Genomic DNA, 14,985 nt, shown 5'->3' with positions numbered 1-14,985 from the left:
GGTCACGCCACGGTGAGAATGATCTTGCCGCTGGTGCGGCCCTGGCTGCTGATGGTCAGGGCACGTGCGGCGGCGGAGAGCGGGAGCTGCTCGGCGATATGCACCCGCAATTGTCCGCATTCGACGAGTTGCGCGAGGCTCTGCAGGCCGGCCGCGTCGGGCTCGACCAGGTAGCCGCGGGCGTGAACGCCGAGCTTCTTTGCACGCTCGTAAAGCCCTGGCGTCCAGGCAGCTTGAGCGTTGACCAGGATCCCGCCGGGACGAAGACACGCCAATGCCTCGATACCGGCATCACCCCCGAACATCTGGATCACCACGTCGACCTCGCGGACCGCCTCGTGGACCGGCGTGACCGTGTAATCCACCGCCTGGTCAACACCCAGCTCGGCAAGGAAACGGTGTTTGGCGGCGCGGGCGGTGCCGATGACGTAGGCGCCGCGCGCCTTGGCGATCTGGACCGCCAAATGCCCAACGCCCCCAGCGGCTCCCGATATCAGCACGCGCTGGCCGGGCGCAACATGGGCGACGTCGACCAGCATCTGCCATGCGGTGAGCCCGGCGAGCGGAAGGGCGGCTGCTTCGGTGAAGTCTAATCCGGCGGGCATCGCCGCGAAGTGCCGTGACGGCCCGGTGACGAACTCGGCGTACCCGCCCGCTTGCCGCGGGAACCACGGCATTCCGAAAACCCGATCGCCGACCTGGAATCGGTTGACGCCGTAGCCGATCTCCTCGATGACCCCTGCCACGTCCCAGCCGTGAATGAACGGCAGAGTGAGCACCCGATTGTATGCCCGACCTGCACTTGTGTAGTAGTCCACCGGGTTGACACCTGCGGCGTGGACCCGGACTTTCACCTCGGTCGGAGCCGGCCGCGGTTCAGGGGCCTCCGCTAACCGTACCGAGGCGGGGCCGTCCCACGCATGTTGGATGATGGCGCGCACGAACATTGCCTCCTCAGTTACGGTTTGGTCGCCGGTGCGGGGGCCGCAGTGATCTGCACCGGGATGCCATTGAGCACCGCGGTGCCGGACAGCGGATCGAGTTCTAGACCGTCAGCCAGGATGTTGCTGTTGACTCCCGGCTGTTGTGCCGCGAAAGCGGCAACCGTTCCGGGTTCGTCATGTCCCCACCCATGCGGTAGTGAGACCACGCCGGGGCGCACCGCGTCGGTCACCTCCACCGGGGCGTCGACGACGCCGGCACGCGACCTTACCCGGGCGTGCGTGCTGAGCTGCAGGCGTGCGGCGTCGGTCGGGTGAATCTGCAACGTGCACCGGTCTGGTCCTTTGGCCAGCGTGGGCAGATTATGCATCCACGAGTTGTTCGACCGCAGGTGACGCCGCCCGATCAACACCATGCTGCCTTTCGGGGACCGGAGCAGCCTGGTACGCAGCTGGGCGACATCGTCGACCAGCGGTGGCGGGGCGAGCTCGATCTGCCCCGACGGCGTGTTGAGTATCCCGGGCAGTTGTGGGGTCAGGGGGCCGAAATCCATCCCGTCGGGGTACTGGCGCACTCGGGCCAGGGTCAGCGGTTGGTCACCGTCGCGGTACGGCCCGGCCCGCAACAACATGTCCAGCAGACGTTCCGGGCCGCCCAGCTCGGCCGGCGAATCGGCGCCAGCTTCCCCGGCCCCGTAGACGGCACGGTTCAGCGTTTCGGCGACCATATCGTCGATCACATTCAGGTCGGCTGCGGCGCCTTGCCGTGCCAGGATTCCGATCAAGCGCAGCAAGATCTGCCAGTCCGCCTGGTCGCCCGGCTGCGCGGGCAGCACCGGCGGCGAATAGGTCGCGGTGTTGCGGATCGCGAAATGGCCGAAAAACAAGTCATAGTGGGGCTTGGTCAGCGGCGAGGGCGCCGGCAACACTACGTGCGCGTGCCGGGTCGTTTCGTTGCGGTACAGATCCAGGCTGACCATGAGCTCGAGCTGCTCCAACGCCGCCGCGAGGCGAGAGCTGTTCGGGGCTGAGCGCGCCGGATTTCCGGCTACGGTGATCAGCGCCTTCACCTGCCCTGCTCCCGGCGTGTCGATCTCCTCGGCAAGGCACGCCAGCGGCAGCTCGCCGAGCGTTTCGGGGGCGCCCCGCACCCGGCTGCGCCACCGCCCGATCGTGCTGCCCGTCCGCCCCGCCGTCACCAGTCGCAGATCGGCCGCCGGGCGGGCGAACATGGCACCGCCGGGCCGATCGAGGTTGCCGGTCAGCACATTGAGGACGTCGACCAGCCAGCTCGTCACGGTCCCGAATCGCTGAGTGCAGGTGCCGGTACGGCCGTACACGGCCGCGGCCGGCGCGGCGGCGAGATCACGTGCGAGCCCGCGGATCTCCTCGGCCGGGATGTCGCAATAGGGCGCAACGGTCTCCGGAGAAAACTCGCGCACGACCTCCTCCACGGTCTTGACGCCGCGAACGTGCGGGCCCAGCCGACCAAGATCGATTCGACCCTCACTGAACAGCACCTGCACTAACGACGCCAGTAGCAGCGCGTCGGTCCCCGGCCGGATCGAGTAGTGCGCGTCGGCCTCCTGGGCGGTTCGAGTCCGGTTGGGGTCGACCACGATCAACCGTCCGCCGCGGTGACGCAGTGCGCGTAGCCGGGCCCGCATCCCGGGAGCGGTGAGCAGGCTTCCGTTGGACACCACCGGGTTCGCGCCCAAGATCAACAGATAGGAGCAGCGGTCGACGTCGGGCAGTGGCACCGTGTACATCCCGCCGAACATCAGCTGGCAGGAAACGAATTTCGGCATCGCGTCGACGGTGTTGGCGGTGTAGATATTGCGTGAGCCCAGGGCCCGCATCGCGGCACTGGCATACAGCGTCGTGGCGAAGTCGTGTGCCACCGGGTTGCCGAGGTACACGGCCACGGCATCTGCACCGTGCCGGTCGATCACCGCGGTGAGTCGTTGATCGACGACCGCGAACGCCTCCTGCCAGGACGTGGGCTGGAGCCGCCCGGCGGCGCCGCGAAGATGCGGTGTACGTAACCGGTCGGGATCGACGTGAAGCTCCTTGAGCCCGAAGGCTTTCGGGCAGACATGTCCGCGACTCAACACGTGGTCACGATTGCCGCGAATCGAGACGACCGCGCCCCCGTCCACGCTGCTCTCCAAACCGCAACCGGCCTCGCAGAGCGAACAGACATGCCGTCGGATTTGCATACCGGCAGTATAAACATACTGCCGGTATGTACCGCAAGTATGTACCTCAAGTACGTTATGCTGACCGCTGTGACCGGCCCGCGTACCCAGGCAGAACGCACGCGCGTCACCATCGAGCAAATCGTGTCGGTGGCGCGCCGCGCATTCGCCGATGACGGCTTCGACGCCACCTCCGTCGATGGCATCGTCGAACGTGCCGGCATGACCAAGGGCGCCCTCTACCACCACTTCGCCGGCAAACGCGCGCTGTTCGCCGCGGTTTACGAAGCCGAGCAGGCCGCGATCGGCCAGGCGGTGCTGCGCGCTGCCCGAGGCGGCAAGAGCAGCTGGCAGAATTTCCTGGCCGGCTGCCGAGCGTTCTTCGACGCTGTGCTGGATCCGGGGGTTCAGCGCATCACGCTGATCGACGCGCCCGCTGTCCTCGGCTGGGAGATGATGCGCAAGCTTGAGGACGAGCATGTCACTTCCCTGCTGCGGCAGGGCCTGTCGCAAGCGATCGCCGACGGCCACCTCGGCCGCCAGCGCGTGGAGCCGCTGGCGCACCTTATTCACGGCGCGATGTGCGAAGCCGCGATGACGGTTGCCCGCTCAGCGGACCCGAAGCGCGCGAGCAAGGATTCCCTCGTGGCCCTGGAAAACCTGCTCAACGGTATCGTCGTTGGCCGATGACGCGAAGGCGCACCGGCGGTGTGGTCGGACAGAGGCGCACACTAGGCCGGGTGGCCCACCCGGGCCGCCGCACCCGACGAGACCGGGCCTTATGACTGCACGACTTCCAGCGCCGCAGGATGACCTCACCCCGCGTGCGGCGGCGATCGCCGGAGAGCAAGGGTACGGGGCGTATCAGGCATCGTTTCGGGTAAACCGTATGAGCGACCGGCATTTGGCGATCGCGGTGCTGATGTTGCCGGTTGGGGCCGGCGTGTTTTCCTGGATGGCGTGGTTCGCCTCGCCGTGGAGCGGAAACGATGCCCCGTCCCTGCCCGGCATGGTCGCCTCCGGCATCGCCGGATTGTTCTTCCTCGGCTGCACCGTGTGGCTCGCCGTACCGCTGCTGGTCGGCATGGTCCGGGTCAAGGGCGCCCGTGTGTACGTGTTCGAGCACGGTGCCATCGCCGAACGCCCCCGCGGGAGCCTCTACGCGTGGAAGCTTGATCGCGCGACGGTCCGTTACGTCGTGTGGAAAGAATCCTGGGAGTCGACCTGGCGCGACCGGCCCCAGCTCTGGGTCAGGTTCCACCAGGACGGCGAGGTGATTTGCTTCGACGGGCACGACCGGAAAGACCGAGCCGTCCTGCCAGAACTTGCTCGTGCCCTCGGAGCCGCGAGCGACGAGCCCGAACAGATCGGTGAACTGCGTTCTTCCGACGCACCGACTTCGTTCTGACATCGCGTCATCCCCCGACGTCCAGGCCGGCGCGTCATTCACCCTCACCAGCCATGGTCGGCCCGTCGCGCAGCTCGTCTCGATCAGCGCGGCACCGCGCGGTTCGGCCGGCAGCCGTGATCCTCAGCGACCAGAACACCGCGACCTGTTCGCTCGGGTCATCGACGCCGAGGCGCTACGCCGCAATCTGACCACCGTCATCCGCGACACCACAAGCATCGATGCGGCGATCACGCCAACACTTCAGGCGTGAACCGCTACCGGCTGGAGGATGGCTCGGGCTGCCTCATCTCGCTAACCTCGATGTGTGGCAGATCCAGCGAACCCGACCACTCGAAGGGATGCCAGTTCTCCCAGCCCCATCGTTCTGGATGTGGAAGGCTCCGGCGTCCAACCGCCGGTCGCGCCGCGGGTGCGTCGGGCCTTCTGGCTGCTGGAGCGAGTTGCCCCGGCAATCGGGTCGCGGTGGGCGACTGAACTGTGGTGCACCCCACCGGTGATGGAGTCCAGCCTGCGGATGCCGCCCGGCGTGCCGCCCGGTCAGCCGCTGGAGGCGCACTGGGACGGGCACCGGGTGGTGGGCGAGGCCTGGGGCGAGGGGCCGCCGGTCTACCTGGTGCACGGCTGGGGTGGGCGTCGCCCGCACCTCGGCATGTTCATCAAACCTCTCGTCGAATCCGGGCATCGGGTCATCGCGTTCGACCTGCCGAGCCATAACGAGTCAGATCCGGGTGCGCTCGCACCGGGCCGCACCACCGCCATCGAGTGCGCCGAAGCGGTTGCCGCCATGATCCGGACCCATGGGCCGGCCCGCGCGGTTGTCGCCCACTCCCTCGGGGCCAACGCGACCGCGTTCGCGGCGTCGTGGGGTGCGACGGTCGGACGTTTGGTATTCCTCGCGCCGATGGGCGAGTTCCCGATCTACCTTGATCTGTTCGCCGCGCGCCACAACTTCGGCCGACGGATCCGCACCGGCCTGCATCGACGCCTGGAACGCCGCATCGGCATGTCGCTGGAGGACACCAACATGGTTCGGGTCGCCAAGAAGACCGGCTATCCTCCGCTGCTGCTCATCCACGACCCCGATGATCCCGAGACGCCCTACGAGACGAGCGAACGGGTCGTCGCGTCCTGGCCTGGCGCCAACTTGATGACGACGTCGGGTCTCGGCCGGCTGGCGCATTTCCGAATCTTGCGGCACCGTCCCGCAATTCGCGCGGGCGTCGAGTTCATCGGCCCCGCGACCGTTTGAAAAACACCCCCAACGGGGTATTGCGGTACGGGCGTTTTCGCACCGGCGTTGTCGCGTCGCACCGGCACGCAGCATCGGCGGCGCAACGGCGATCTCACCGAGACGCACGGGCGATCCGAATCCGACCGAAAGAGGTGATATGGCTATGCCAGAAGAACTCGATCGAGGTTCCGCGATCCACCTTGCTGCCACCACCGCGTGGCTGGCGGGCGCGATCGCCGGCGCCTGGGTGCTCGGTTGGGCGCTGTATTGGCTGCTGCAGCGCGTCAGCCGGCGTAGCGCCCTGGTCAACGACTTCGCGGCTTTGACCCGAATGCCGGTTCGGGTGATCCTGATGGTGATTGCCGCGCGCATCGCGGTCGGTGCAACTGTTCTGGCATCGGCGCCGGGCCGTGGCTGGGTCGATCAACTGTTCCGTATCCTGATGATTGCCGCCATGACCTGGTTGGTTGCCGCGTTCACGCTGCTGGCGGAGCGGCGCGCCATCGCCCGCTTCGCCGGCGGCGAGCTGGAGGTCAGCGATGCCGACCGGCTCCAGCGGCGGGTCAAAACCCAGATCACCACGTTGCGGCGGCTCGCGATCGCCGTCGTTGTCGTCCTCGGCACGGCCGCGGCGTTGATGACTTTTCCGTCCTTCACCCAGATCGGCACCACGATGTTCGCCTCGGCCGGGATTCTCTCGGTGGTCGCCGGCCTGGCCGCGCAGACCTCCCTGGGCTCGGTGTTCGCCGGCATGCAGATTTCGTTCTCCGACGCCGTCCGGGTCGGCGACGTCGTCGTGCTCGAAGGTGAGTGGGGACGCATCGAGGAGATCACGCTGACGTATGTCGTGGTCCAGATCTGGGATCAGCGACGCCTGATCCTTCCGACCACCTACTTCACCAAGACCCCCTTCGAAAACTGGACCCGCCGAACGACGGACTTGCTCGGCACCGTTCAACTCGATGTGGACTTCACTGCACCGGTTGAGCCGATGCGCGCCGAGCTGGACCGACTGCTCTCAGCGAGCGACATGTGGGATGGTCGATCCAGCGGGTTGGTGGTCACCGACGCCGTCGACGGCTACCTCCGGGTGCGGATCACGGTGAGCGCGGCCGATTCCGGTGCGCTGTTCAACCTCAGATGCGCTGTCCGTGAAGGCATGGTCGAGTGGCTGCAGCGCACGCATCCCACGGCTTTGCCGCGCTGGCGCGTCGAGCAACCATCGGCGAGTGCCGCCGCCGGCGATTCCGGTCTGGACAGCGACACGAACACCCCTGCCTACGCGCATTAGCGGCGACGCGGCCTAGATGCTGTAGCGCCGCAGCCGTTGCAGCCGTCGCATCCCGGCGGCGGCCACCTTCTCGCCGGCCGGGCGAAGAGCTTCTTCAAGTCGTGCGCGAACGCCCGCGATGTCGAGGTGCGTACCAATCGCGACGAGATGGCTGGCCCCTGACCCCGTAGGCGCGGTCACCACATGGACGGAGGTGCCGACAACGTTGACCAGGTAGTGGCGCTTGCCGATCGCGACCGTTCCCTTCATCCGGTAGACGCCCTGCGGCGGCTGTTCGAGCAGGTCGATGAGCGGTCCCGGGTCAACGGTGCCGCCGCCGACGACGGTCACCGATGCCGCATGCACGTGATCGTGGTGCTCCTGGTGGGCGTCGGCGGCCGCGTCGAGGAGCAGTTCCCGAAACGACATCTGCCCGGTCTCACCGCCGTCGCTGACGTCGTAGAGCAACCGGGGATCCACGCGTCCTCCTGTCGCACCCACCACGTGTGCGTGCGGATTGAGTTCTCGCACACGGGCTTCAACCCGAGCGAGGGCCTCTTCGCGGGCATCCTCGGCGATCCGATCCAGCTTGTTGACCACGACCAGGGAGGCCACGCCGTAACGCTGCGGCGGGGCGGATCCGGTGTCGACCGTGTCGAAATGCTCCGCTGCGTCGATGACGTCGACAACACCGCCGTGGCGTATCCGCTCCACCCCGCTGAACCGAATCACTCGCGACACGTCGGCGGGTTCGGCCACCCCGCTCGCCTCGATGATGATCGCGTCGAGCGCGAGCTTCGGGTCGGCCAGCTTCTCCAGCGCCTGGTCAAGCCCACCCTCATCCGGCAGATGGCAGATGCAGCCACCGGCGATCGACACCGGCTCGTCGACCTGGCCCGTGACCAGGCCGGCATCGACGTTGAGTTCGCCGAAGTCGTTGATAATGACTCCGATTCGAGCGCCCGGAGCGCGCAGCACATGGTTGAGCAGCGTGGTCTTGCCCGCCCCGAGATACCCCGTCAACGCGATAACGGGGATAGCGGGAGCGTTGCGATCGGCCACCCGGCCATTATCGCCAGGTGCGCGCGGCCGGCTGCGACCACGGGGTGGCAGGTCCCTCAGCTGCCGTACAGATGCAGCGCCCGGCCGGTCACGGTGGCCACATCGCCGCTGAGCCCTGCGATGGGCGGACCGCCGCGCTGATGGATCACGTTCGCGAGCACGATCACGTAGCTATCCGATCCCGGGTCGATCCACAGCGTCACGCCGGTGAATCCGGTGTGCCCGAAGCTGCCGATTGGAAAGATCATGCCGCGCGGCCGGGAGTGCGGCGTATCGATATCCCAGCCGAAACCGCGGAGATCCTGTCCGATGATCGCCGGATACTGCGCGGAGAGCAGGGGATCGGCTCTGTTGGGCGACGTTGCATTCGCCTGTTGCGCAGCGGCGTTCGCACCCGCCAGCTGTGCGGCGTCGTGCCCGGGTTGCTGCGGTGTCGTCATCAACTCCAGGGTCGATTGCCGCAACGGAAACGGGCTGGGGCGCCCGGCGAGCCGATCGAGCAGCGCCTGGGCGTACCTGCCGATGTCGGCGGCGGTCGAGAACACTCCGGCGCTGCCGGCCACCCCGCCCATGCGGCGTGCCGTCGGATCCTGCACGGTGCCACGCAGCAGCTGGTCGTAGTCGGGGTTGATCCCGGGGGAGTCTTCGTCATGGGCCGTCGGCGCGATCCGGGCCAACAGGTCGGTGCTCCAGCTGTCCGCCGGGCACCCACCGCCCTGAGCAAGGCTCGTGTCGAATGCGATGGCCGTACCGCGGATCCGGTGGGGGCCACAGGCTTTGACGGCGGGCAGGTAGCGGGTGTCGGTCATGCCCAGCGGCGCAAAGACGTGGTCCTGCACGTAGGTGTCCAACGGTTGGCCGGTCATCGTCTCGACCAGTACGCCCAGGACGATGAAACCGATGTCCGAGTAGTGGAATATCTCGCCGGGGCCGAACTCCAGCGGCGCGGTCAGTGCCCGATGCACACCACCGTCCTGGTCGGCCTCGGTCAGGCCCCACGGCCCCTGGTGGCTCAGATCCCCACCGATGCCCGAGGTGTGGGTGAGCAGCATGCGCAACGTCACCTGGGCGCGTCGGGGGTCGCCTGCCTCGTTGAACTCCGGCAGGTAGGTCTGGACGGGTTCGTCGATCGCCACCCGGCCCTGTTCATAGAGCTGTAGGACCGCGACGGCCGTCGCGAGGCACTTCGTCAACGACGCGATGTCGAAGATCGTGTCCTCGGTCATCGGCTCGGCCGGTGCGGGCGAGCCGTCAAGCGCGGGTTCGTCTGCCAGCCTGCGCGCGCCGAAAGCCTGGCTGAAGGCGACCGTGCCGGCGTGCCCGATCCGGACCACCGCACCCGGCAGCCGGGGAACCGCGATCGCGTCGTTCATCAGCTGAGAGACCGGAGCGATCAGCTCGGGGCGCGGTAGGTAGGGCGCGTCGGCACGCGGCACCAATGCCGCCGCGGTGGTTGTCGCAGTGCTGACAGCAGGTGGTGGGGGCTCCAGGCGGTCACATGCCGGGGCCGCCGCAAGAGCGAACAAGACGCTTCCAACGGCGCAGGCCCGAGCGACGCACAATCTCGACACCGCCACGAGTCGACGCTAGCCGGGCCTGGTTGGTGCGAACTGCCGCCTCGCAAAATACCTGGTAACGGCCATTTTGCCAATTAGATGGTAACTTAGTGCCATGACTGTGACGGTGGATCGACTAGGACGGCTGGTCATCCCCAAAGCGCTGCGGGTGGCGCTCGGGATCACCCCCGACACGCAGCTCGAACTGATTCCGGACGGAGCTGGCCTACGGATTGAGCCCGTCCAGCGGCGTGCCCGCCCGATCGAGACCCGCGACGGTCTTCCGGTACTCGGCCGGGTGGAGGGTGCGGTGTTGACCGACGAAGATGTGCGCCGACTTCGTGATGACATCCAACGATGACCTTTGGGCCTGCGACACCAGCGTTGCCGTCGCCGCTCTTGACTCGGCCCACGAAGCCCACGCGGCCTGCCGCCACGCCCTTGTTCAACGTCGACCCGCGCTTGCGGGTCACGCGGCGTTCGAGACGTATTCGGTGCTGACCCGCCTGCCCCTTCCGCTGCGCCTGAACGCAACTCAGGCCGGCTCGGTACTGGCGAAGGCATTCCCGGCCGCGTGTTGGCTTGACGCACGAGCGACCGGCGATCTTTTCGAGCGGCTCGCCGACCTCGGCATCGTCGGCGGGTCGGTCTATGACGCTCTTGTCGGTCAGGCCGCCTCGACGAATCGGCGCGTCCTGCTGACCCGCGACTGTCGGGCGGAGCGCACCTATCGCGCACTCGGTGTGCGCTACCAGTTCGTTGACTGACCAGGCCGACTGACCCGGTCCGCGCTAGGCCTCCGCTGGGAACCAGAAGTCGAGGGTGTCCTCGACGCCGCTCCACGGGATGCCCATCCAGTCGCCGAAGAAGTCCTCGATGTTGCCGAAGGCACTGTAGAAGAACGCCACCACCGAGTAGAACAGGCCCTCCCACCAGCCGCTGTCGACCAGCCCGTGGGGCCAGGCGTTGAGCCAGGCGCTGAACTGGTCGAAGTCACCGGAGATGTCGACGTCGGTGATCATGCCGTCGGTGGTGGCGATGTGGTTAGCCACCTGCTCGGGGGTGAGCCCCAGATACATCATGTGCTCGTAGAACAAGCCGAGCTCGGAGGTGGAGTTGGGGTCGGTGACCGGGTCGCCGGGGATCGTGTAGTCGGTTACCGCGAACCAGTTGTTCGGGGTCTGGACGCCGGACAGCAGAGCGGTGTCGAAGAAGTCGGGGGAGGAGGCCCCGCCCCCGTCCAGCGACGCGGTGTCCGCCCCCACCGGATTGCCGATGAACACGAAGTGCAGCAACTCCGGGGGGACGCCGTCGTGGGCCAGCTGCGCCATCGCGATCGACCCGGCGGTGGCGCCCTGCGACCAACCGAAGACCCACAGTGGGTGGTCGGCATCGTAGGCGTCGGGGTTGGCATCGAGTTCGGCGTGCACCGCCCGCACGATCTCTGCGGCCCCGACAAAGCTGCTGTGGCCCTGCTGGATCAGCGCCGGGGTGGACAGCACCCGCAGCGGCGCGTCACAGTCACCGGAGCCGACGACGCACGAGGCCGGGTCATCGCCGACGTCGAAGCCCAGCGGCTGCAGGAAGAGATCGGCCGCGGTCTGGGCGAAGGTCGGTGACGGCGTGGACAAGGTGGTCGGGCCGATGAAGAACGCGGTATCGGCGAGCAGGTTGACGTCGGTATAGGTGGCGTGGACCGCCGGCGCGGCGAGCACCCCGCCCGCGACGGTGCTGGCAATCGCAATCGGCGTCAAGGCCTTGGTCAGCATCACGGGGCGTCCCCTTCACCGCAGAAGCTAAAGAATTCCTGAGGGCGATCATGGCAGCGACGCCGGACAGAAGTCAATGGACTGCCATCTGGGACGGCCGCTATTCCGGGCTCCTACCACCGCGGCGCCGTTGACTCTCGTCACGCGAGAATGCCATTATCGGCTTTTCATGTCCTGTCGGCCGGCTCTTACATAAAAACTAGGTGTGTCGGAATGAACGTAACCAAAGCTTTCGCCCCGCTCGCCGCCGCGAGCGTGATCGCCGCTGGCGTCGCCGCAGCTCCGGTCGTCCAAACGACATTCGCCCGGGTGGCCCTGCTGTCGGACACCGCGATCTTCGTCGGCGGCACGATGTTGCCGACGCCGTCGGCGGCCTTCGCGCAGACCGCGGCCGATCTCTTCCTGCAGCCACTGGGCTTCGACGCCGGCGATGATCCGACGGTGTGCGTCATCGGCGTCGGCACCTGCGATTCGCCGCTGCAGGTGCTCTCCACCCCGCAACTCATCCTGCAGGGCCACAGCAGCTTCGTCGGGGCCGCCGAGATCGTGCGGGCGGTGCATGCCCAGCTGGAAGCCAACCCGGGTACCTACGATGCCGAAAACCCGCTGTGGATCTTCGGCTACTCGCAAGGGGCCACGGCCGGGTCGATCGCGATGGCGCAGCTGGCCCACGACGGCGTCCCCCCGGAGTTGCTGCACTTCGTGTTCATCGGCGATCCGTCCGACGCCGACGGCGTCACGCCTAACAACCACAGCGACACGCTCTTCGACAGGCTCTTCGACATGCCGATCCTCAACGGCATCCAGACACCCAACGAGGCGTACCCGGCCACCATTTACACATTCCCGGGTGACCCCGTCGCCGATGCCAGCTCCAACTCGATGCTCGGCTTGTTCTACGAGCACGTCATGTACCTGGGGCTCACTCCCGAACAGGTCGCCGACCACATCGCAAGCACCGACGGCATGCTCACCAACATCGACATCTCCGGTGACATCGACCAGTTCAGCGCCTGGCTCAACGCCTTCAGTAGCGGGTTGCTCGACAGCGCCGGGATAGACGCCCTGTTCAATTCGATTGTGGCACTTGTGTACAGCGCCTTCGGCAACATCGAAGGCTTCTTCACCGACTGGATGGGTATCGACTGGGGCGGGGTCGAGCAGACACTCGACTACTGGTTCCCCGACGCCTGACCTTGACAACGTACAACCATTCGGTTGTACGATCGGCACGTGGCCGTGCTCGACGAGGACCGGGTGGACGCCCTGTTCCACGCGCTCGCCGACCGCACCCGGCGGGACATCATGCGCCGCGTGCTGGTCGGGGAGCACTCGGTTTCCGCGCTCGCGGGAAACTACGAGATGAGCTTCGCCGCAGTACAAAAGCACGTAACCGTGCTGGAGAAGTCCGGACTGCTCACCAAGCGACGCAGCGGCCGCGAGCAGTTGGCCCGCGGAGACGTCGAGGCGGTACGGTCGGTGGCCTCGATGCTCGCTGAACTGGAACAGGTTTGGCGTGGCCGCATCGCACGCATCGACGAACTCATCTCATCCGAGCAAATCAAGGAGGGCTGAACCATGCCCGTGATCGACGTCCAGCAAGACCTCGAGAACCTCACCCTGACCATCAGCGCCGACTTCGCCGCGCCGGTGCAGCGAATCTGGCAGATCTACGCCGACCCGCGTCAGCTGGAGAAGATCTGGGGACCGCCGTCGCACCCCGCGACCGTGGTCGACCACGACCTCACGCCCGGGAGCCGCACGACGTACTTCATGACCGGGCCCGATGGCGAGAAGTACGCCGGGTACTGGCAGATCACCGCCGTCGACGAGCCGCGGAGCTTCTCCTTCGTCGACGGCTTCGCCGACGCCGACTTCAACCCGATCCCCGGGACGCCGGTCGCCAGCAACGTTTACACCTTCGCCGAGCACGACGGCGGCACCCGTGCGACTTACGTGACCACGTTCGCCTCGGTCGAGGACCTGCAGAAGGTGCTGGACATGGGCGTCATCGAGGGCACCACGTCGGCGCTCAACCAGATCGACGCCGTGATCGCCTCCTGACCCGCCCGCCGCCGCGGCGTTTGACGCGCCGGCGAACCGGCAATCCCAGATGTTCGGGCCGGCGACGCCGACGCCGACCTTGACGCCTCAAGGGACGGTCCATGGGCTTCGACCTCACGCCGACGGCGGCGCAGCACGACCTGGCCCGCCGCGCCCACCAATTCGCCGAATCGATCATCCGGCCGGTCGCACTCGACTACGACCAGCGCCAGGAGTTCCCGTGGCCGGTGCTGGAGGAGGCCGCCTCCCAAGGCTTCTACAGCCCGCTGTTCTACCGCGACCTGATCGGAGACTCGACGGGATTGTCGTTGCCGATGTTCATGGAAGAACTGTTCTGGGGTTGCGCCGGAATCGGGTTGGCGATCGTGATGCCCGCGTTGGCGCTGTCGGCGATCGGGCAGGCCGCCACCGCCGAACAGATGCTGCAGTGGGCGCCCGAATGCTTCGGCACGCCAGGCCATCTCAAGCTCGCAGCCCTGGCGATCTCCGAGCCCGAAGGCGGCAGCGACGTCCGTAACCTGCGCACCACTGCTCGTCGCGACGGCGACGACTGGATCATCGACGGCCACAAGATGTGGATCGGCAACGGCGGCATCGCCAACGTCCACGTGGTCAACGCCGTCGTCGACCCGGACCTGGGCCACCGCGGCCAGGCATTGTTCATCGTCCCCGGCGGCACACCCGGCCTGGAGATGGTGCGCAAGCTCGACAAGCTGGGCTGCCGGGCCTCGCACACCGCCGAACTGCGCTTCGACGGCGTCCGCATCCCGGCCGACCACCTGCTCGGCGGGCAGGACAAGCTGGAGCACAAGCTCGCCAAGGCCCGCGAAAGGCTCTCCAGCGCAGCGTCATCGGGTTCGGCGACGCTGGGCACCTTCGAACAGACCCGGCCGATGGTCGCCGCGCAGGCGATCGGCATTGCCCGCGCCGCATTGGAATACGCGACCGACTACGCCACCCGCCGGGAAGCTTTCGGCGGCCCGATCATCGACAACCAGGGCGTCGCGTTTCCGCTGGCCGAGTTGGCCACCGCGATCGACGCCGCGCGCCTGCTGACCTGGCGGGCGTCGTGGATGGCGGTCAACGGCATCGAGTTCAGCCGCGGTGAGGGATCGATGGCCAAGATGGCCGCCAGCGAGACCGCGGTGCGGGTCACCGAGCGTGCCGTGCAAACCCTGGGCGGCTGGGGCTACATCAGTGACCATCCGGTGGAGAAGTGGTACCGAGACGCCAAGCTGTACACCATTTTTGAAGGCACCAGCGAGATCCAGCGGATGGTGATCGCCCAAGCCCTCGGTGCCGCGGTCGGCACACCGCCGCTGCACGTCGAGATCGAGCCGACCGGCGGACCGCTCAACCGGATGTTCGGCCGCGGCACGCCGCTGCGCACCCGCGCCGCCGCCGGCGCACTGGCGATGCGCGACCGCATCCCCGAACCGGTGCTGCGGGGCGCCATGAAACTATTGCGTCCCCCGAGATAGCC

The 14,985-nt window shown here is 67.2% G+C and carries 15 protein-coding genes; 10 read left to right on the top strand and 5 right to left on the bottom strand.

Translation table 11 applies throughout. The annotated features are described in order from the left end of the window. Positions 1 to 2: 2 nt before the first annotated feature. The gene (locus tag AC5Y4Q_RS07935) at positions 3 to 947 is read right to left on the bottom strand and encodes an NADP-dependent oxidoreductase (protein ID WP_185746627.1); all 945 of its coding nucleotides are present in this window, start codon (positions 945 to 947) and stop codon (positions 3 to 5) included. 11 nt (positions 948 to 958) lie between these two features. After that, positions 959 to 3,160, bottom strand: coding sequence for a molybdopterin-dependent oxidoreductase (locus AC5Y4Q_RS07930; protein ID WP_125225095.1), 2,202 nt, complete (start codon positions 3,158 to 3,160; stop codon positions 959 to 961). A 69-nt stretch (positions 3,161 to 3,229) separates the two neighbouring features. On the opposite strand from AC5Y4Q_RS07930, the gene AC5Y4Q_RS07925 reads away from it, so the two are divergent. From AC5Y4Q_RS07925 to AC5Y4Q_RS07910, 4 genes are all read left to right on the top strand, one after another. After that, positions 3,230 to 3,829 carry a TetR/AcrR family transcriptional regulator gene (locus tag AC5Y4Q_RS07925; protein WP_082952568.1) on the top strand — a complete coding sequence of 200 codons (600 nt, stop codon included), beginning with the start codon at positions 3,230 to 3,232 and terminating at the stop codon, positions 3,827 to 3,829. Positions 3,830 to 3,920: 91 nt separating this feature from the next. Next, positions 3,921 to 4,547: a hypothetical protein gene (locus tag AC5Y4Q_RS07920; protein ID WP_499958574.1), complete on the top strand. Its 627-nt coding sequence runs from the start codon at positions 3,921 to 3,923 to the stop codon at positions 4,545 to 4,547. 307 nt (positions 4,548 to 4,854) lie between these two features. Then, positions 4,855 to 5,799, top strand: a complete 945-nt coding sequence (locus tag AC5Y4Q_RS07915; protein WP_235663923.1) for an alpha/beta fold hydrolase — start codon at positions 4,855 to 4,857, stop codon at positions 5,797 to 5,799. A 145-nt stretch (positions 5,800 to 5,944) separates the two neighbouring features. Continuing rightward, positions 5,945 to 7,072, top strand: a complete 1,128-nt coding sequence (locus tag AC5Y4Q_RS07910) for a mechanosensitive ion channel family protein (RefSeq protein ID WP_064921215.1) — start codon at positions 5,945 to 5,947, stop codon at positions 7,070 to 7,072. Between the two features lie 12 nt (positions 7,073 to 7,084). Here AC5Y4Q_RS07910 and AC5Y4Q_RS07905 read toward each other — a convergent pair whose 3' ends face one another. Then, positions 7,085 to 8,113 (bottom strand): CobW family GTP-binding protein, encoded by a 1,029-nt coding sequence (locus AC5Y4Q_RS07905; RefSeq protein ID WP_125225094.1) that lies wholly within the window; start codon positions 8,111 to 8,113, stop codon positions 7,085 to 7,087. Positions 8,114 to 8,169: 56 nt separating this feature from the next. Next, a complete protein-coding gene (locus AC5Y4Q_RS07900; RefSeq protein ID WP_235663922.1) occupies positions 8,170 to 9,690 on the bottom strand; it encodes a serine hydrolase domain-containing protein in 1,521 nt (506 codons plus the stop codon). 94 nt (positions 9,691 to 9,784) lie between these two features. Between AC5Y4Q_RS07900 and AC5Y4Q_RS07895 the strand changes: the two genes are divergently transcribed. Further along, positions 9,785 to 10,030 (top strand): AbrB/MazE/SpoVT family DNA-binding domain-containing protein, encoded by a 246-nt coding sequence (locus AC5Y4Q_RS07895; protein ID WP_064921218.1) that lies wholly within the window; start codon positions 9,785 to 9,787, stop codon positions 10,028 to 10,030. Beyond that, entirely contained in the window at positions 10,014 to 10,436 is a 423-nt protein-coding gene (locus AC5Y4Q_RS07890; RefSeq protein WP_064921219.1) for a type II toxin-antitoxin system VapC family toxin, read from the top strand. The genes AC5Y4Q_RS07895 and AC5Y4Q_RS07890 overlap by 17 nt, the downstream gene beginning before the upstream one ends. 24 nt (positions 10,437 to 10,460) lie before the next feature. Here AC5Y4Q_RS07890 and AC5Y4Q_RS07885 read toward each other — a convergent pair whose 3' ends face one another. After that, on the bottom strand, positions 10,461 to 11,438 hold the full coding sequence (locus AC5Y4Q_RS07885; RefSeq protein ID WP_125225107.1) for a PE-PPE domain-containing protein: 978 nt from the start codon (positions 11,436 to 11,438) through the stop codon (positions 10,461 to 10,463). Positions 11,439 to 11,651: 213 nt separating this feature from the next. Here AC5Y4Q_RS07885 and AC5Y4Q_RS07880 point away from each other — a divergent pair, with 213 nt between their 5' ends. From AC5Y4Q_RS07880 to AC5Y4Q_RS07865, 4 genes are all read left to right on the top strand, one after another. Continuing rightward, the gene (locus tag AC5Y4Q_RS07880; protein WP_125225093.1) at positions 11,652 to 12,632 is read left to right on the top strand and encodes a PE-PPE domain-containing protein; all 981 of its coding nucleotides are present in this window, start codon (positions 11,652 to 11,654) and stop codon (positions 12,630 to 12,632) included. Between the two features lie 39 nt (positions 12,633 to 12,671). Continuing rightward, positions 12,672 to 13,013 (top strand): ArsR/SmtB family transcription factor, encoded by a 342-nt coding sequence (locus tag AC5Y4Q_RS07875; RefSeq protein WP_064921825.1) that lies wholly within the window; start codon positions 12,672 to 12,674, stop codon positions 13,011 to 13,013. A 3-nt stretch (positions 13,014 to 13,016) separates the two neighbouring features. Beyond that, positions 13,017 to 13,502 carry an SRPBCC family protein gene (locus tag AC5Y4Q_RS07870; RefSeq protein ID WP_064921826.1) on the top strand — a complete coding sequence of 162 codons (486 nt, stop codon included), beginning with the start codon at positions 13,017 to 13,019 and terminating at the stop codon, positions 13,500 to 13,502. A gap of 101 nt (positions 13,503 to 13,603) precedes the next feature. Next, complete coding sequence (locus tag AC5Y4Q_RS07865; RefSeq protein WP_125225092.1) at positions 13,604 to 14,983, top strand: acyl-CoA dehydrogenase family protein; 1,380 nt, start codon at positions 13,604 to 13,606, stop codon at positions 14,981 to 14,983. Positions 14,984 to 14,985: the final 2 nt, after the last annotated feature.

This window comes from Mycobacterium sp. NGS16 (assembly GCF_059813225.1).
This window is presented reverse-complemented; position numbering and strand designations above follow the sequence as displayed.